19 protein-coding genes are annotated in these 18144 nt (G+C 56.9%); 14 read left to right on the forward strand and 5 right to left on the reverse strand.

What is annotated here, in order from left to right:
• Positions 1–106: 106 nt before the first annotated feature.
• Complete coding sequence (locus L1249_RS14350; protein ID WP_228168921.1) at positions 107–451, reverse strand: GntR family transcriptional regulator; 345 nt, start codon at positions 449–451, stop codon at positions 107–109.
• A 125-nt stretch (positions 452–576) separates the two neighbouring features.
• Between L1249_RS14350 and L1249_RS14355 the strand changes: the two genes are divergently transcribed.
• Together L1249_RS14355 and L1249_RS14360 are read left to right on the forward strand one after the other, a co-directional pair.
• Positions 577–759: a DUF1127 domain-containing protein gene (locus tag L1249_RS14355; protein ID WP_137093065.1), complete on the forward strand. Its 183-nt coding sequence runs from the start codon at positions 577–579 to the stop codon at positions 757–759.
• Positions 756–1631 (forward strand): PhzF family phenazine biosynthesis protein, encoded by an 876-nt coding sequence (locus tag L1249_RS14360; protein WP_054641442.1) that lies wholly within the window; start codon positions 756–758, stop codon positions 1629–1631. Before L1249_RS14355 ends, L1249_RS14360 begins: the two co-directional genes overlap by 4 nt.
• Here the strand turns inward: L1249_RS14360 and L1249_RS14365 are convergent.
• Positions 1628–2602, reverse strand: a complete 975-nt coding sequence (locus L1249_RS14365) for a LysR family transcriptional regulator (protein WP_058578130.1) — start codon at positions 2600–2602, stop codon at positions 1628–1630. The two genes, L1249_RS14360 and L1249_RS14365, sit on opposite strands and share 4 nt — an antisense overlap.
• Before the next feature lie 159 nt (positions 2603–2761).
• Here L1249_RS14365 and L1249_RS14370 point away from each other — a divergent pair, with 159 nt between their 5' ends.
• The 7 genes from L1249_RS14370 to speB are packed head-to-tail and all read left to right on the forward strand — an operon-like array spanning position 2762 to position 8896.
• Entirely contained in the window at positions 2762–3589 is an 828-nt protein-coding gene (locus L1249_RS14370) for a transporter substrate-binding domain-containing protein (RefSeq protein WP_058578129.1), read from the forward strand.
• Between the two features lie 48 nt (positions 3590–3637).
• Positions 3638–4294, forward strand: a complete 657-nt coding sequence (locus tag L1249_RS14375) for an amino acid ABC transporter permease (RefSeq protein ID WP_054641439.1) — start codon at positions 3638–3640, stop codon at positions 4292–4294.
• Positions 4295–4307: 13 nt separating this feature from the next.
• Positions 4308–5003, forward strand: a complete 696-nt coding sequence (locus L1249_RS14380) for an amino acid ABC transporter permease (RefSeq protein ID WP_054641438.1) — start codon at positions 4308–4310, stop codon at positions 5001–5003.
• On the forward strand, positions 4990–5808 hold the full coding sequence (locus tag L1249_RS14385; RefSeq protein WP_058578128.1) for an amino acid ABC transporter ATP-binding protein: 819 nt from the start codon (positions 4990–4992) through the stop codon (positions 5806–5808). Before L1249_RS14380 ends, L1249_RS14385 begins: the two co-directional genes overlap by 14 nt.
• Before the next feature lie 40 nt (positions 5809–5848).
• Positions 5849–6568 (forward strand): DUF1989 domain-containing protein, encoded by a 720-nt coding sequence (locus tag L1249_RS14390; RefSeq protein ID WP_228168920.1) that lies wholly within the window; start codon positions 5849–5851, stop codon positions 6566–6568.
• A 20-nt stretch (positions 6569–6588) separates the two neighbouring features.
• Complete coding sequence (locus tag L1249_RS14395; protein ID WP_058578126.1) at positions 6589–7878, forward strand: M20 family metallo-hydrolase; 1290 nt, start codon at positions 6589–6591, stop codon at positions 7876–7878.
• Positions 7879–7888: 10 nt separating this feature from the next.
• A complete protein-coding gene (gene speB, locus L1249_RS14400) occupies positions 7889–8896 on the forward strand; it encodes an agmatinase (protein ID WP_084354735.1) in 1008 nt (335 codons plus the stop codon).
• Here the strand turns inward: speB and L1249_RS14405 are convergent.
• The 3 genes from L1249_RS14405 to L1249_RS14415 form a co-directional block, all read right to left on the reverse strand.
• Positions 8870–9490, reverse strand: coding sequence for a TetR/AcrR family transcriptional regulator (locus L1249_RS14405; RefSeq protein ID WP_058578125.1), 621 nt, complete (start codon positions 9488–9490; stop codon positions 8870–8872). The genes speB and L1249_RS14405 overlap by 27 nt on opposite strands.
• Before the next feature lie 113 nt (positions 9491–9603).
• Positions 9604–11100, reverse strand: coding sequence for a CoA-acylating methylmalonate-semialdehyde dehydrogenase (locus L1249_RS14410; protein WP_058578124.1), 1497 nt, complete (start codon positions 11098–11100; stop codon positions 9604–9606).
• A gap of 30 nt (positions 11101–11130) precedes the next feature.
• Positions 11131–12504: an aspartate aminotransferase family protein gene (locus L1249_RS14415; protein WP_058578123.1), complete on the reverse strand. Its 1374-nt coding sequence runs from the start codon at positions 12502–12504 to the stop codon at positions 11131–11133.
• 306 nt (positions 12505–12810) lie between these two features.
• Between L1249_RS14415 and L1249_RS14420 the strand changes: the two genes are divergently transcribed.
• Genes L1249_RS14420 through L1249_RS14440 form a run of 5 tightly spaced genes read left to right on the forward strand, consistent with a single transcriptional unit; the run spans position 12811 to position 18141 of the window.
• Complete coding sequence (locus L1249_RS14420; protein WP_054641435.1) at positions 12811–13053, forward strand: hypothetical protein; 243 nt, start codon at positions 12811–12813, stop codon at positions 13051–13053.
• Between the two features lie 15 nt (positions 13054–13068).
• A complete protein-coding gene (locus L1249_RS14425) occupies positions 13069–14592 on the forward strand; it encodes a sodium:solute symporter family protein (protein WP_062363126.1) in 1524 nt (507 codons plus the stop codon).
• A gap of 11 nt (positions 14593–14603) precedes the next feature.
• Entirely contained in the window at positions 14604–15434 is an 831-nt protein-coding gene (locus L1249_RS14430) for a FadR/GntR family transcriptional regulator (RefSeq protein WP_058578121.1), read from the forward strand.
• A gap of 18 nt (positions 15435–15452) precedes the next feature.
• The gene (locus L1249_RS14435) at positions 15453–16724 is read left to right on the forward strand and encodes a Zn-dependent hydrolase (RefSeq protein WP_137093060.1); all 1272 of its coding nucleotides are present in this window, start codon (positions 15453–15455) and stop codon (positions 16722–16724) included.
• A 1-nt stretch (position 16725) separates the two neighbouring features.
• Entirely contained in the window at positions 16726–18141 is a 1416-nt protein-coding gene (locus L1249_RS14440; protein WP_058578178.1) for an amidase, read from the forward strand.
• The last annotated feature ends 3 nt before the right edge of the window (positions 18142–18144 follow it).

Consider the following 18144-nt stretch of genomic DNA (forward strand, 5'->3'; position numbering starts at 1 on the left):
GCTGAGGGGCAGGTTAAGAGCCACACAACAGCACCAACACCAACACCAACACCAACACCAACACAGGGGGGGGTGAAGAACCCACGCCTCAGCTCATCCATTAACCTCAAGTCCGACAGACTGCTAGCACTTGGTCCCACTGGGAGACATCCAGCGGGCACTGGGCTGGTCGCGAAACAGAGGGCAAAACGGAGGGAATACGACACGGCAGCACGAAGTAGCCCGACTTTGGCCGCGACTCAATCAGTGCGGCGTCCATGAGTTGGCGGTACGCTTCTTGCGCCGTTGAGATACTCACATTCAGCTCTTGGCAGACCGCGCGAATAGAGGGTAACCGGTCGCCCACGCGATAAATCCCGTGCTCAATCCGCTCCCGTAACGTTGCCGCCACCTCTTCATAACGCGTCATCACGCCCACCCCCGCTCGGTTCATCTGCCATACAGAAGGCATCTCGTTTCGCCATACAGAGGTATAACACGCCCCATCTGTACCGTAAAAATAAAAAAATCTATATCTGTATTGCCACCAGCAGGCTGCGTAACCTAAACAGGCACCCCACCGCTCGGAGAGCCGCCATGCCACGCTTCAGCCTCACTCAGCTTCGTTACCAGCTAAGCCGCTACCAACGCAGCCGTCGGCAGCTGCTCACGCTAGATGACCACTTGCTGAAAGATATTGGCCTCACCCGTGAACAGGCCTGCCAGGAGGGAAAACAAACGTTCTGGAAACAGACGCTCTCTAATAAGGGGGATGTATGACCACCGCCGAGTATTACTTGCTGGATGTCTTTACCGACCAGCACTTTACGGGCAACCCACTGGCCGTGTTTCTCAACGCGGATGGGCTGGACACCTGCACCATGCAAGCGCTAGCCAATGAGTTAAATCTGGCGGAAACGGTGTTCTTGAGCGCCGAGTCAGCGCCACAACACTACCCCATGCGAATTTTCACCCCGACCAGGGAGCTGCCGTTTGCAGGACACCCTACGGTAGGCACTGCCCACCTATTGGCGGCGTTAAAACTCGCTCACCCAGAGCAACCCTTGGTGCTTCATCCGCCCATCGGGAAACTCGCGATCACATGGGCCAACGGTAGGGCAACGTTCAAAACATCCAAGGCCGTTATGCTGGCAGACAGCACTCTCGATCGCCCCACCACCGTTGAGCTGTTGGGGTTAGATATCCATCAGGTAGTGGGCGATCCGGTCATCGCCTCCTTCGGGTTGCCCTTTCACCTGATTGAGCTATCGGATATCGCAGCATTAGAGAGCGTCTGTATTTCCTCCGCCCTCTGGGCAAGTGCCGTGATGCCAAACAGTGCGGTTCAAATCTACCTGTACGCGAGGGAGCATTCAGCGGGACAAAAGACCGTGATTCGCAGCCGCATGTTCTGTATGCACGACAGCCTCTGCGAAGACCCAGCCACCGGCAGCGCCGCAGCAGCGTTAACCGGCTACTTAGCCTCACTCAAGCACGAGGCACTGCAGTGCAAGATTCATCAAGGCGTTGAAATGGGACGGCCCAGCGTTATTTATACGGCGGCCAATGGTGATATAACGCCTGGGTATGTGACGGTAGGGGGGCAGGCGGTCTTGGTGGGTAGAGGGGATATATTTTTAGCGCCAAGTTAATCGAACGATGCATCATCAGTTGAGCCAGTCTTGGGCAACAGCTCATCCCCTTTATACGCTTCAACCAGATGCGACTGTTGCCAAAGCCGGGCGACAAGTTCCTGAATAAATGAGCGCACAATAAGCGAGGGGCGTCGCCCGGCTCGAGTAACGACACAAAACGGCGAAGCGATCTCCACCTGATCCGGCAGCAGCGCTTTGAGTTCGCCCCGCTCCACCCAGTGGTTGGCATAATAGTGGGGCAAATTGCCAATAAAGTGGCCGCTTAAAATCAGTAGCGCCTGGGCTTCCATATTGGATGCATGGGCACCTACCTGGGCATTGGGGAAACTTTGAAGCTCTTGCAGGTTGGCATAGGGGCGTACCACAAAGGGGTGATTGATGACGTCCTCAACCGTTAATTGAGCGCTGTCACGAGCAAACAGCGGATGCCGTTTTGCACAGTAGATACCGTGTACTTCGGTGTAGACCTGACGGTGCTGCAAGCCTTCCATTTGCGCCGTTTCCGGCAGGATGCCGAGCTGTAAGGCTCCATTAGCAATCTCGCCAATCAAGCGATCAGGGCTGCCCACAGTGATATTGAGACGCGCCTGTGGATTCTTACGTAGGAATTCGCCAATCACGCCTTGCAGATCAAGCTCGACATCCATAATGGTGTTATCGACTACGCCCAAGCGCAGCGTGCCGTAAACGGAGCTGCGCAGCTCGCTCATCTCGCTGTCGAAATCGTCTACCGAAGAGAGCAGCTGTTTAGCGCGCTCATACACAATGGTGCCCCGCTCGGTTAGCTCAAACCCCTGCCGCCCCCGATGACAGACAGTGAACCCTACCCGCTCCTCAAGAGCACGAATATGAAAACTGATAGCAGACTGGCTCATATGCAGCGCCGTTTGCGCACCGGCAAAGCCACGGTGCTCGGTCACCGCAAGGAATACAGAGAGGCTTTTCAGGTCAGCGGCTGAGAGTTTCATCGGCATGCTCTAAGTTAGTGCAATTAACATCAATAAAATGGGTATGAACATCGAAAGATAACAGTTTTATTGTTGCATAACGCCTGCTTAACTCAAGGGGTTCTTGCTCAGTAGGCGATAGCCGCTGATTCGAGTATCACCACCCCGAGGAGCATCCCCATGCAACGTATCCCGACTATTACCGCTGGCCTCCTACTTGGCGTTAGCTTCGCCACTACCGCTCATAGCGATTTGTTAGACGACATTCGCACCGATGCCACCTTTACCGTCGGCACTGAAGCGCGCTTCGCCCCGTTTGAATACATAGAAGATGGCGAAATTGTCGGCTACTCCGCCGACATCATGGAACACATCATGAGCGAGCTTGAGGGCGTCGAATTGATCCGCATGGATCTCCCTTGGCAAGGCATTCTGCCGGGGCTGGAGCGAGAGCGCTTTGACTACGTCATTACGTCGGTCACCGCCACGCCCGAGCGTATGGAGCGCTACCACTTAAGCGCTCCCATTGCCGATGCCACCATGGCAATGCTCAAACGCGCTGGCGAGGATGACATCAGCTCACCTGAAGATATCGCCGGCAAAGTAGCCGCCGCTCAGGCAGGCTCAGCGCAGTTAGAAGCGCTGGAGGCATTGGCCGCAGAGTTAGAAGAAACGGGAACACCCGTTGCAGATATTCGTACCTACACAGGCGTTGATGAGGCCTATGCCGAGCTAGGGACGGGCCGTGTCGATGTGGTGATCAATAGTCTTCCTAACCTGCTCGAAGCCGAGCGCACCCGCCCTGATGTGTTTGAAGTGGTCGGCACTTTCGGCGACCCGGTTTACTTCTCCTGGGCCGGACGCGATGACGAAGAGAGCGCATCCCTTAACGCCTTTATGGATGAGCAGATTCAACGCCTAAATGAAGACGGCACCCTGAATGAGCTACAGGAAAAATGGTTCGGTGGCCCGATGGATCTACCGTTAGAACTCCCAGCGGCCGAGTAAAAAGGGTTGAGTTGGTGAAGCCGTTTTTCTTCATTTTACAGGTGCTACATGTTTGAGATTCTGCTCAACCACTACCCTGTGCTGCTCAAAGGCTTGACCACCACCTTGGTGGTCTCGCTTTCCGCCATCGCATTGGGGTTGGTATTAGGCGTTTTGCTGGCCTTTGGTTTGACCAGCCGGTATCGCCTAGTGCGCTGGCCCTGCGGGCTTTACCGCAGCTTTTGGCGTGGCACCCCCATCCTGCTGCAACTGCTGCTGGTCTATTACTTACTGCCCGAAATCGGCATTGAGATCGCACCTATTACCGCCGCTATTTTGACGCTTACGCTGAATACGGCCGCCTTCCAATCGGAAATTTTCCGTAGCGGCATCAGCCACATTCCCGCTGGGCAAATAGAAGCGGCGCGCATGGCGGGCATCTCGGCGTGGCAAACCCGCAGGCGCATCATCATGCCTCAGGTATTTCGCCTGACGCTGCCGCCACTGACGAACGAGATCATCACGATTCTCAAAAATTCATCGCTAATATCGGTGATTGCCGTTACCGAACTAATGCGCGTTAGCGAGCAAATCGCCTCACGCACCTTTCAGCCGCTGGAAACGTATTTGGCTGCCGCGCTGCTTTATCTCGCGGTCAATTTGGTGCTGGCACGACTCAGCGCTTACTTAGAACACCGCATGACCGGCGGTCTTGCCACCGAATAGGGGAGTGTCCGTTATGTTTGATATTGCCCTGCTATGGGACGTCCGTGGGCTGATTCTGCAAGGGTTGTGGAATACGCTGTGGATCTGCTTTTTCGGCTGCTTACTAGCCGTTTCATTGGGGCTGGTGCTGGCGGCGCTACGGCTGGCTAATCCACGCCTGTTCGGCTATCCGGTGGCCTGCTATGTGGAAATTTGCCGCGGCATCCCGCTGCTGATTCTGTTGTTTTTACTCTATTACGGCGGCCCCAGCATTGGCCTACGGCTAGATGCTGAGATTGCCGGTGTCACCGGTATTGGGCTGTATGGCGCAGGCTACTTTGCGGAAATTTATCGTGGCGGCTTCAAGTCCATTCCCAAAGGCCAGCTTGAGGCGGCGCGAATGCTCGGCATTTCACCCTGGCACGCGCTGATACGTATTCAGATTCCTCAGATGGCACGTCTGATCGTACCGCCCGGCACCAATCAGCTAATCATTTTGGTGAAAGAGTCCGCGCTGATTTCGATTATCTCAGTGGATGACCTGACCAAAAACGCCACCACCATCGTTAATCAGACGTTTCAGGTCATCGAGCCCTACTTGGCGGTTGCGTTGCTCTACTGGCTGATGATTGAACTGGTCGCCCGGGGCGGCTATGCGCTGGAAAAACGCTTAGCCAATCGTCAACCGCGCCATGTCGCTCAAAAGGATAACTCCCATGCCAACGGCTGACACACTCTCACCGCCTACGCCTACCCGACAAAAAGCCATTGTTGAGGCACACGGTATCAGTAAGCAGTTTGGCGATCTGGAAGTGCTGACCAACATCGACTTCAGCCTCGCCCCTTCCGAAGTGGTCTGCGTGATTGGCCCCTCCGGCTCGGGTAAATCCACCCTGCTACGCTGTCTGGCGTTCTTGGAGCCCTACGATCATGGCAGCGTTTATATCGACGGCCAGCTATTGGGCTTTGAGGATCGCAACGGCAAGCGTGTGCGCACCAGTGAAAAGCGCGTAGATGAAGTGCGCGCGCCAGTGGGCATGGTGTTCCAGCACTTTCACCTATGGCCCCATCGCACGGCACTGGAGAACGTGACCGAAGCGCTGCGTCTGGTTAACGGCCTTTCCCGGCAGGATGCAGAAGTGGAAGGCATGGCCATGCTCGAACAGGTTGGCCTTGCTGACCGTGCAGGCCACTTTCCCGAGAGCCTTTCTGGTGGCCAGAAGCAGCGGGTGGCGATTGCTCGGGCGCTCGCCATGAAGCCCAGAGTAATGTTCTTCGATGAGCCTACCTCGGCGCTCGACCCTGAACTGGTTGGCGAAGTCCTGGATGTCATGAAAAAGCTAGCCGCCGATGGCATGACCATGGTGATCGTCACCCATGAAATGGGCTTTGCCGCCAAAGTGGCTGACCGCGTGATCTTTATGGATCAAGGCCGCGTGGTCGAGAGCGGCCCGCCCGCAACCCTGTTCCGCCAACCAAAAAGCGAACGCCTTCAACAGTTTCTTAATACCTGGCGTGAGCGCCATATCGACTGACTCAGTCACCTAAACACGATTAAAACACCTGGAGCATCCCATGAGTTCTGATACACGCTTTGACCACGCTCGCATTGAGCAACTGCCGCGCAGCAACAGCGAACCCTGCGGCCATAACCACAGCTTGGAAAACCCCATCTCCCCCGACGGCACGCCGGTGTTAGGCAAGCGCTACGAAGTCGCCGCCCGTGGCGGCCGGGCAGTGCGTCTAAAAGCCGGACAAACCATCCGTATTATTAATACCCACGGTACCCAAGTGTGCGACACCTGGGCGTTTAGCACCGATAATATCAACGAGTTCATGTCTTGGGAGCACGGGCGTGCCTGGTTGAGCGCGCTGATTCCTCAGGCAGGCGACCCGCTGATAAGTAACCGCCGCCGCCCGATCATGACCCTCACCGCCGACACTTCGCCGGGTATCCACGACACGCTAATGGCCGCCTGCGACCTGTTCCGCTATATGACGCTGGGTGTTGAGGGCTACCACGATAGCTGCGCCGATAACCTGCGTTTAGCCATGAAAGCGATAGGCATTGTCACTCCCGAGGTGCCTCAGCCGCTCAATCTATGGATGAACATTCCCGTTAATGACCAGATGAAAGTCGACTGGTGCCCGCCTGTGTCCAAACCCGGTGACTATGTCGAGCTACGCGCTGAGATGGACTGTATCGTGGCGATGTCCGCCTGCCCGCAAGACATTATTCCCATCAATGGTGCAGACTGCGTACCTGTCGAGGTACATTTTGAAGTCTACGAATAAAATCCCCTAGGGAGAGCCTGATGGAAAGCCACCTTCATTATCCAACCGAGAAGCCCGTCATTGATGTGGCGGCGATAGCAGCAGCGGTAAACCCGGAACGACTTGCCAACGACTTAGCCACGGTCGCGAAGATGGGCGGCCGATCAGACGGCGGTGTAGCGCGTTTAGCGCTTGATGACAACGACACCCGCGCCCGGCTTTGGCTGATTGAGCAGGCCAGCGCACTGGGTGCCAGGGCAAGCGTCGACGCGATCGGCAACGTGTTTCTTGATGTGCCCGGTAGTGACCCCGCGCTTGAGCCTGTCGTTACGGGCAGTCATTTGGATAGCCAACCGACGGGTGGCAAGTACGATGGAGCGCTGGGCGTGCTGGCAGGGCTTGAAGCACTGCGCGCGCTTAAGCAGGCGGGGTTTACACCGCGCCGCCCTCTTTCACTGGTGAGTTGGACTAATGAAGAGGGGGCGCGCTTCTCACCCGGCACTTCTGGTTCGGCGGTATTTTGCGGCGTGCGAAGCCTGGATGAAACGCGCTTAGTCGAAGACAACGACGGCGTCAGTCTGGGACGTGCCTTGGATACTTGCCTGGCGGAACTGGACGCTGCAGGCGTTCCCCGTCGCCCGTTGGCAACTCCGATGCATGCTTTTCTTGAGCTGCATATTGAGCAAGGCCCTATTCTGGAGCGCCAGGGTGTCTCTGCAGGCGTTGTAGAAGGCATTCAAGGCGTTAGCTGGTATGAAGTCACCGTATCGGGAAGCGCCAACCACGCGGGCACCACCCCGCGTGCCATGCGTCGCGATGCGCTAGAGGGCGCCTGTGCGCTGGCAACCGCACTACGAGAAGCCGCCCGAGATAGCGAAGACCGCGTGCGTTTTACCATTGGCACGTTTGCCGTCAGCCCTGGCTCGGTGAACACCATTCCCGATCAGGTCACCTTCACTATTGATTTACGCCACCCCGAAGCAGCGACGCTAAAAGCGCTGGAAGCCGAATTCAATGAGCTCGCTCAGCAGACCTGGGCAGGCTGCAAAGCAACACTGACATCGCTATCGCGCGTTGAGCCAGTGGCGTTTCCCGCCACCCTCACCGTTCTGCTTGATGACACCGCCCATGAACTAGGTATTACTGCACCGCGATTAGTATCGGGTGCCTTTCACGATTCGATTCACCTCGCCAACCACTGCCCAACAGCGATGCTGTTTGTACCCTGCCGCGATGGCCTTAGCCACCACCCTGATGAGCATACTGAACTTGATGATGCCGTTGCAGGCACGCAACTACTGGCCGCCAGTTTGGCGAGCTTAACCCGATAAGGAGAGCCACATGGCCAAGGGCACCGACGGCACTCGCCGCAATGCCGCCACCGGCGAAAGCTACCTACCGCACCAGGAGCCACGCTATCGCGAAATAGCCAGCTTCTTGCGTGCGCCGCTAGCCGAATCGTTAGACGAACTCGATATTGCCCTGGTCGGCATTCCTTTTGATGGCGGGGTCAGCAATCGCCCAGGCGCCCGCCATGGCCCGCGTGAGATTCGCAACCAGTCGAGTATGATGCGCAGCCTGCACCATGTCACACGTCTAGACCCTTTTGCTCAGGCACGCATTGCCGACATAGGCGACGTTCGCTTTTCATCGATCTACGACCTTGAGCAGGTCTCCAATGATATTGCCACTTATTACTCGGCGATTCGCCGAGCAGGCGTTATCCCGCTAAGCGTTGGTGGCGACCACTTGATTACCTATCCCATCCTGCGTGGCTTAGCGGCCGATGGCCCGGTGGGGTTGATCCATATTGATGCTCATACCGACACCTGGGACGAGTTTCAGGGCTCAAAATTTCACCACGGCGGCCCCTTCCGCCTCGCCTGTGAACATGGCCTGATTGACCCCAAACGCACGGTGCAAATTGGCATTCGCGGTGCCCAAAACACCACACAAGGCTGGGACTACTCAGACGCTAGCGGCATGCGAGTAATATTTATGGAAGAAGTAGATGCGCTGGGCATTGAAGCGACAGTCGCTGAAGCACGCCGCGTCGTGGGCAGCGGCCCAGTATATCTATCCTTCGATATCGATAGCATCGACCCCGCCTTCGCGCCTGGGACCGGCACCCCTGAAGTAGGCGGTCTTACCAGCCTGCAAGCCCTGCAGCTAGTGCGCGGCTTTCGCGGCATACCGCTTATCGGCGCCGATGTAGTGGAAGTCTCCCCACCCTTCGATCCCAGCGGCAACACAGCACTGCTTGGAGCCACCATTATGTACGAACTTTTTTGTTTGATTGCTGAGCAAGTAAGCCTGGAAAGTCTAAGCCGTCAGCCCAATGCCTCTTAAAATCACAGAGGTCACCGACTGCACGGCTTTTTCAAACTGTAAGTCGTCCAGAGGTTTGTCGTCGTTGAGCAGGTAGATTTGGTAGTCGAAGTCCGCGTAGTGCTGGGTGGAGGCCCAGATCATGTAAAGCAGGTACGAAGGCTCGACGGGATTGATTTGGCCGGAATCGACCCATTCGCGGATTTTCGACTCTTTTAGTTTGGCCCATTCATAAAGGTTATCGCGCAGGCGCTCTTTGAGCATCGGGGCACCCTGCATCACTTCAGCGGCCCACACTTTGGAGCCGTGGGCGCGGTTGCGAGAGTGGTTCATCTTGGCGCGAATGTAGGTGGAGAGCACCACTCGGGGGTCTTCATACAGCTCAAAGCAGAGCGCGTCCTGCTTCCATAGCTCTAATAGCGCCAGCAATACCTCTTGATAGAGTACTTTCTTAGTGGCGAAATAGTAGTGCACATTGGACTTTGGCAGGTCGGCTAACTGGGCAATGTCGCCCATGGAGGCACCGGCGTAGCCTTTTTCGGCAAACAGCTGCTCCGCCGCCTGAAGGATCTTTTTGACGTTCGTTTGCCGAATTTCGTCCTGTGTTCTCGCCACGCTGGTATCCCTTTGCAACCCTGACCGCTCATAATACGCACCAAAAAATACACCACCGCCCAACAATGATGCAGGCGGTGGTGCAGTGAAGATGGCGCAGTTAGCGCATCGCGTCAACGCTGGTTAGTAGGAAACGAGAACTCCGCCCGTGTGGCTTCGCTGACGGAAGGCCAGCGCTGGGAAACCGCTTTGCGGCGAGTGTAGAAGCGCACCGAGTCTGGGCCGTAGGCGTGAAGGTCGCCAAACAGCGAACGCTTCCAGCCGCCAAAACTGTGATACGCCACCGGCACGGGCAACGGTACGTTCACCCCCACCATGCCCACTTCGATACCATCGGTGAAGCGGCGGGCGGCTTCGCCATCGCGGGTAAACAGGCAGGTGCCGTTGCCGTATTCGTGGTCGTTGATCAGCTGCATGGCATCGTCCAGGCTGCCGACCCGTACCACGCAGAGTACCGGCCCAAAAATCTCTTCCTGGTAAATGCGCATCTCAGCGGTGACGTTATCGAACAGGCAGCCACCCACAAAATAGCCCTCTTCATGGCCAGCCACGGTCAGGCCACGGCCATCCGCCACCAGCGAAGCGCCAGCGTTCACGCCATCTTCAATAAACCCAAGCACTTTATCGCGATGCTCTGCGGTGACCAGCGGGCCCATATCCAGGCCTTTATCGGTAGCCGGGCCCACCTTCAACTGGGCGATTTTGGGTAGCATGGTTTCCACTAACCGGTCAGCAGTTTCATCGCCTACGCACACCGCTACCGAGATCGCCATGCAGCGCTCGCCGCAGCTGCCGTAGGCAGCGCCCATCAGGGTGTTGGCGGCGTTTTCCAGGTCGGCATCCGGCAGAATCACCGCGTGGTTCTTCGCACCGCCCAGGGCCTGAACGCGCTTGCCCGCCGCCGAGCCGCGGGAATAGATCGCTTCCGCCACGGGCGTAGAACCCACAAACGAAATGGCTTTCACGGCTTTGGCATCTAAGAGTGTTTCCACCGCTTCGCGACCGCCGTGAATCACGTTCATCACGCCTTTGGGCAGCCCCGCTTCTTGCAGCAGTTCGGCCACGGCCATGGCCGCTGACGGGTCTTTTTCGGAAGGTTTAAGAATAAAGGTGTTACCGCAGGCAATCGCCATCGGGTACATCCACAGCGGCACCATGGCGGGGAAGTTAAACGGGGTAATACCCGCGACCACGCCCAGCGGCTGGAAGTTAGACCAGGCATCAATGCCCGGCCCCACGTTGTGGGAGTACTCGCCTTTTAACAGTTCCGGCACGCCGCAGGCGTACTCGACGTTCTCGATGCCGCGCTTCAGCTCGCCCATGGCGTCTTCAACCGTTTTGCCATGCTCTTCGCTGACCAGTTGTACGAGGCGGTCCGCGTGCTCTTCCAGCAACTGCTTAAAGCGGTACATCACCTGGGCGCGCTTGGCGGGCGGCGTATCGCGCCAGGCAGGAAAAGCGGCTTGAGCTGCGGCAATGGCACGCTCCACATCCGCCGCGCTGGCATCCGCCACGTGGCGAATGACCTTGCCCGTAGAAGGGTTGGTGACGTCCAGCGTGCGCTGGCTTTCCACTAGCTCACCGTTAATCAGGTGGGAAACAACACTCATCATGAAACTCCAAAACAGGGTTGGCCAGGGTTACGCCAATGAATCTAGGGTGGTCGCAACGGCATCGAACAAACGCTCAAGCTCGGCTTCCGTGGTGCCAAAGGGAGGGCCGAACTGCAGGGTGTCGCCGCCGTAGCGCACGTAGAAGCCAGCTTCCCACAGCGCCATATGCGCATCGCGGGGGCGAATGGTGGGGTCGCCGTTGCGCGGCGCTAGCTGAAGGGCACCGGCCAAGCCGTAATTGCGAATATCGACAATGTGGTTATGGCCTTTTAGGGCGTGCAGCTTCTGCTCGAACAACGGAGCGATGGCGTTCACCTGAGCGGGGAAGTTTTCACGCTCCATCATCTCCAGCGCTGCCAGCCCCGCCGCGCAGGCCACGGGGTGGGCGCTGTAGGTGTAGCCGTGGGGGAATTCAATGGCATGCTGGGCACCGCCTGCGTGCATAAAGGTGTCGAAAATCTCGCCAGTGGCAATCACCGCCCCCATCGGCACCGCGCCATTAGTGATCTGTTTAGCCACGTTCATGATATCCGGCGTGACGCCAAACGCTTCGGCCCCGGTGGTCGCCCCACTGCGGCCAAAGGCGGTAATCACCTCATCAAAAATCAGCAGAATATCGTGGGCGGTGCAGATCTCCCGCAGCCGATCCAAATAGCCTTTTGGCGGCACAATCACACCCGCCGAGCCCGACATCGGCTCCACAATGACCGCCGCAATGGTAGAGGCATCGTGCAGGGCGATTTGATCCAGCAGCGCATCGGCCAGCTCAGCGCCGGTTTCCGCTTGGCCACGGGTGTACGCATGGCCCGCCTGCAGCGTGTGAGGCAGATGCGTCACGTCCATCAGTTGGCCGTAGTGCTTACGGTTGCCGCCAATGCCGCCCAGGCTGGTGCCACCAACATTCACCCCGTGGTAGCCCTTGGCGCGGCCGATCATGCGGGTTTTTTCCGGCTTACCTTTTAAACGCCAGTAGGCCTTAGCCATCTTGACCGAGGTATCGGCGGCTTCTGAACCGGAGTTGGTGAAAAACACGTGATCCAACCCGGCTGGCGTTAGGCTGGCGATTTTCTCCGCCAGCTTGAACGCCAACGGGTGGGCAATCTGAAAGCCCGGGGCAAAATCCAGCGTACCCAGCTGCGCCGCCACGGCTTTTTGGATCTCTTCACGGTTATGGCCTGCCCCGCAGGTCCACAGGCCAGAGAGCGAATCGAACAGCTTGCGCCCCTGGTCATCGATGTAATAACGCCCTTCCGCCCCGGCAATCATGCGCGGGTTTGCGCGGAAATCGCGGTTCGCGCTGAACGGCATCCAGAAGTGCTGGTTGAGGGCGGTGCCTGATGCAGGCTGCTCAGCCTTTTTTTCCGCTGGCTGTGCGGTCGTTTTACTTTTTAAACCAAACATAGTGTCCAGCTCCGTCGCTATGAGACATGCCCTCAGCATGCGCCACCCACTACGTTTATAAAATTATGCTTTTCTTGAGTTCACGTTAGAGAATTCATACGCATCACAACGCCAAACGTTGCCTACTTACCTTGACGTAGCGATTCAAAGCGCCTAATTCTTATATTTATACGAATAAATACAACAAATCAGTGGAACACGCCTAAGTAGCACTCGCACAGACAATGCGCCAAACAGCGCTGTTGTTGCCTGCGTGCACTATGAACACTGCTCACAATTTCAATATAAACAAAGGGCTAACTTGCTATGAAATACTTAACACCCTTAAAGCTGTCTATTTATGGCGGCATGCTCTTCAGCTTTTTTATGCTGGAAAGCCCCCTCATTATGCTGGCTAACCGCATAGAACCCATGGTGATGGGACTCCCTTTTCTGCTGGTGTGGAACTTGTTCTGGTGGTTTGCATTAACGGCACTGTTTTTGGTGGCTTATTTCACCAATTGGGGCAGCCCCGAACCATCCGCTGTCCACGCAACTAAACAGCTGTAAAAAAAGGGGTTCACCATGACCGGTAGCTTATTAATTATTGCAGCTTTTATGATTATCCCCTTGATGGTGGGGGTTTTATCAGCACGACAATCGCAAGAAACCAGCGAGGACTTTTTTGTTCAAGGCCGTGCCATGGGGAGTATCGCGGTCTTCTTCACCGTCGCGGCCACTTGGTGGAGCGCGTTCGCGTTCCTCGGCTCTAATGCCACGTTTTATACCAACGGGCCGGTATTTCTGACGGCGTTAGCTTGGAACCTCCTGTTTGGCTTTATGTATTACTGGATAGGCAAACGGGTTTGGTTTTTAGGTAAACGATTCAATTATTTAACACCTTCAGATTTAATTGGTGATTTTTATAATAGTGAGGCACTGCGCATTACCGTTGCCGCTATTACGCTGATTTTTACCGTACCTTATCTGCAGATCCAGCTCACTGGCGGCGCTTATTTAATCGAGGTTGCCTCGGGCGGATTAATTCCTTTCTGGCTCGCCGCCCTGCTGTTTTACTTCATTATTATCATCTACGTATGGATTGGCGGTATCCGCGCTATCGCCTGGACCGACGTTATTTACGGCGCGCTGCTATTCTTCGGCATGCTGTATGCCGGTTACTACATTTCCAGCCAAGTAGGTGGCCCAACAGCGCTATTTAGTCAGCTTCAGCAAACCTCTCCTGACCATCTCACCATGCCTGGGCCTAACGGCACGATGGGCTACCCCATGTGGTTCTCGCTGTTTGCCATTACCGCCATTGGTGCCTTTATGGGCCCGCAAATCTGGCTGCGTATGTACTCGGTGAAACACGGCAAGCTGTTTAACTTGATGCCGTTCTTGCTGGGATTGGCGGCCTTTGCCTATGTAGGCTCGGTGCTGTCTGGCTATTCAGGCGTGCTGCTTGAGCCCAACGTAGAGAACCCGGACCAGATCCTGCCCATTATGCTGATGGAGTATGCGCCTTACCTACTCGCTTCACTGATCATGGCAGCCGGTGCTTCAGCCGCTATGTCTACCGCTAATTCGCAGATCCACGCGGTGTCTACCGTGGTGACGATGGATATTTACAAACGCTATGTAAATCGTGACGCAAGCCAAGCGCGCATTGTGTATATCGGTCGTTTATCGCTGGTGGGTTTCTCATTGGCCGCTTATATCATGGCGCTTACCGTACCTGGCGTACTGGTCACGATTGGTATTGCAGCACTGGCGGGCACCGCGCAGTTGATCATTCCCACCATAGGTGCCATCACCTGGAAAAAAGCGCACCCCACCGCTGCACTGGCGGGTTTGTGGGCGGGCGTTGCCTGCGTGCTCCTCATGACCTTTGGCCCGCTCAGCGCACCGTTTGGCTACCATGCGGGTATCTGGGGTTTATTGCTGAATGCTGCGCTGTTTGTTGGGCTCAGCCACGCGCTGCATCGACGCGACACAGCGGTCGTGGAACGCTTTACCCAAGCACGCTATGACTATGATGCCGAGTACCACCCAGAGCGCTTACCCGCCTATACGCAAGAAATCACCAATAGCGCTAACCACCAATAAGGAGTGGGTTGATGACTCAAGCCCCTGTTTCAACCTCGCCGCGCAGACCCAAGCTTGCCGAGCTGATTAGCGACGACATCAAGCGCTGGATAGCCGCAGAGTCACTGGGAGAAGGCGACCGGCTGCCCAACGAAAAAGCGCTGATGGAGCTTTACGGTAGCGCTAAGGGCACCGTGCGCGAAGCGCTCAAGATCTTAGAGGTTGAGGGGCTCATCACGTTAAAAACCGGGCCTAAGGGAGGCGCGGTCATTAATCAGCCCAGCATGGAGCCCGCCAGCCGCATGCTGCGTAACTTCCTGCACTTCCAGCAGTTGGATGGTAAGCAGGTGTACCAGTTACGCAAACTGCTGGAAGTAGAACTGGCGGCCTCCGTGGTGGGTAAGCTCAACGAGCAGGACTTCCAACAGTTGGAAGCCAATATGTCGGCCTGCGCCTGCTGTGCGAGTCATGAAGAGGATCATCGACACCAACGTTTTCTAGAGCTGGAGTTTCATCAGTTGCTGGCCCGTGCCTGCCCGAATCCGTTGCTCGCGTTTATGTGCCAGTTCTTAAACGACATGCTGCGCGATTTGGTGGTGATCAAAAAAGCGTACGTCCCGGAGCGAAAGCAATTCGACCACGCCAACCAGGATTACCACCGGCAGCTAGTGGATGCCTACCGCGCTGAAGATGCCCCGCGTGTGCGACAGATCATGGCCGAGCACATGGCCGATGCTGAACATCACATGAGCGCACTGGAAGCAGAAATGGCGGTACAGATGCTGGTCAGCAACGACTCACCCAATCATCAGAATCACCGTTCCAAGCTGCACGACTTACTAACGGAAAACACATCCGGTTAACTTTGCGAGGAGAGTGAGATGAATACCTACGTTACCCCCATCAAAGAGTCCAACCTACTCACTGACAGCGACCGCCTGTGGGCGTCGCTCATGGAGATGGCCAAGCTAGGGGCCACGCCGAAGGGCGGCGTGAACCGCCAGGCACTGACCGACTTAGAGCGCCAAGGCCGCGACCTGTTTATTCAGTGGTGTCGTGCTGAAGGCTGTACGATTCGCATTGATAATATTGGCAATATTTTTGCCCGCCGGGAAGGCAGCGACCCCAGCGCCAAAACAGTTATGGCGGGCAGTCACTTAGATACCCAACCCACCGGCGGTAAATACGACGGCTGCTTTGGTGTCATGTCTGGCCTTGAAGTGATTCGCACCCTAAACCAGCACAACATCACCACGCAATCGCCGATTGAGGTGGTCGCGTGGACCAACGAAGAAGGCTGCCGATTTCCCCCTTGTATGATGGGCTCCGGGGTATTCACTGGTGAGCTGGCGTTTGACGCTATGATGGCGCGCACCGACGCCGATGGTGTCACGGTCAGCGATGCCTTAGATGCTATTCACTATCGCGGCAGTGATGAGGTCTCCCCCAGCGAGATCAAAGCCTATTTTGAGCCACACATTGAGCAAGGCCCCATTCTCGAAGATACCGACACCACCATTGGCGTTGTCATCGGTGGGCTTGGGCAGAAGTGGTTCGACTTAACCCTCACAGGGCTTGAAGCCCATGCAGGCCCCACCCCAATGAATCTTCGTCGGGATGCCATGATGGGGGCCGCAGAAGTTACTCAAGCGCTCAACCGAATTGCCCATGAGCACCAACCCCACGGGCGCGGCACGGTAGGCTGTATGACGCTACACCCAGGTTCGCGCAATGTCATTCCCGGCCAAGTCAAAATGACCCTGGATATGCGCCACTGGGAACCCAACGCCCTGATCGCCATGGGCCAAGCGGTGACTACCGCCGTTAAAGACATTTGCCAACGTCACGGGCTGGAATACGAGCTCACCCCCACCGCAGATTTTGCGCCAGAGCATTTCAATAAAGCATGTGTGGATAGCGTGCGACAAGCCGCTGAAAAACTTCAGCTGTCACACATGGATATCATCAGCGGAGCCGGCCACGACGCGATGTTCATTGGCCGTGTTGCCCCCGCCGCGATGATCTTCATTCCCTGCAAGGATGGCATCAGCCATAACGAGATCGAAAGCGCCACGCCCGAACACGTCCACGCAGGCTGTAACGTGCTGCTGCACGCCATGCTGGAAGCGGCAGGTGTCGAGGATGGCGAATAGCATGGCAGATACCTTAGCAACCCTGACGGCCGTGGACGCTCTGGCGCGCTTCAGAGAGGGATCGCTCTCGCCGGGGGCGCTGGTGGAGGACTGCCTGGCCCGCATCGAACGAGATAACCCCAGGGTCAATGCCTTCAGCTGTGTCAACGGAGAACAGGCCCGCCAATTAGCCGCCGAGTCCACTCGGCGCTGGCAGTCCGGGGCGCCCTGCGGGCCGCTGGACGGGATTCCCGTGACCATCAAGGATCTGACCTTGACCAAAGGGCTGCCGACTCGGCTGGGGTCGACGACCACGGCACCGGATGGCCCCTGGGAGGTAGACGCACCCATCAGCCGTCACCTGCGCAATGCCGGGGCTATCGTGATTGGCAAGACCACCTCGCCCGAGTTTGGCTGGAAAGGCGTCACCGACAATCCGCTGCACGGTATTACCCGCAACCCATGGAACACGGAGCTAACGCCGGGAGGGTCATCCGGCGGCGCGGGAGCGGCCGCGGCGCTCAACCTGGGCCTGCTTCATCAAGGCAGCGACGCGGGCGGCTCCATTCGTATTCCATGCAGCTTTACCGGCACGTTCGGTATTAAACCCACCTTCGGGTGGGTGCCTCAGTGGCCTGCCAGCACCATGAGTACGCTGTCTCACTTAGGGCCCATGACACGCACTGCACGTGACAGCGCCCTCATGCTCAGCGTCATGGCCCAGCCCGATACTCGGGATGGTTACTCAGGCAATCCCAGAGCGCCAGATTGGCTCACGCCGCCACCGGCTAACCTAAAGGGCTGGCGCATCGCCTTTAGTGCTGACCTTGGCTATGTAGACGTAGCGCCGGATATTGCCCAACGAGTCGAGGAAGCCATCACATATTTAGAAGCATTGGGTGCCACCGTAGAACGCATAGACCCAGGCTTTAGCGATCCGCTTAAAACGTTTAATACGCTCTGGTTTGCAGGAGCCACGCAGGCACTCGAAAAACTCAATGAACAGCAGCAGGCAGCGCTCGACCCTGGCTTTCTGGAGATTGCACGACGCGGGCAAGACGTATCGCTTTCCGCCTACCTCGCTGCCAGGCGTGAGCGCAGCGAATTGACCGCCCACATGGCCGCCTTTCATGAGCAGTACGATCTGCTGGTTACGCCCACCATGCCCATCGCGCCTTTCGCGGCAGGCCACAACGTGCCGCCGGGCGGGCGCTACCGCGACTGGATGGATTGGACGCCGTTTAGCTACCCGTTCAACCTGACCCAGCAACCCGCCGCTTCCCTTCCCTGCGGGCTGGATCAGCAAGGGCTGCCGGTGGGCCTGCATTTGGTGGCCGGAAAATACCAGGACCTCAAGGTGCTGCACGCTGCACAGTTGCTTGAGCGTTATTTGCCTCCATTGACGCCACCTGAATATGCGCTCCCAGAACAGGCCTGACGC

Source organism: Halomonas sp. Cn5-12 (assembly GCF_021532545.1).
GTDB classification, from domain to species: domain Bacteria; phylum Pseudomonadota; class Gammaproteobacteria; order Pseudomonadales; family Halomonadaceae; genus Vreelandella; species Vreelandella aquamarina.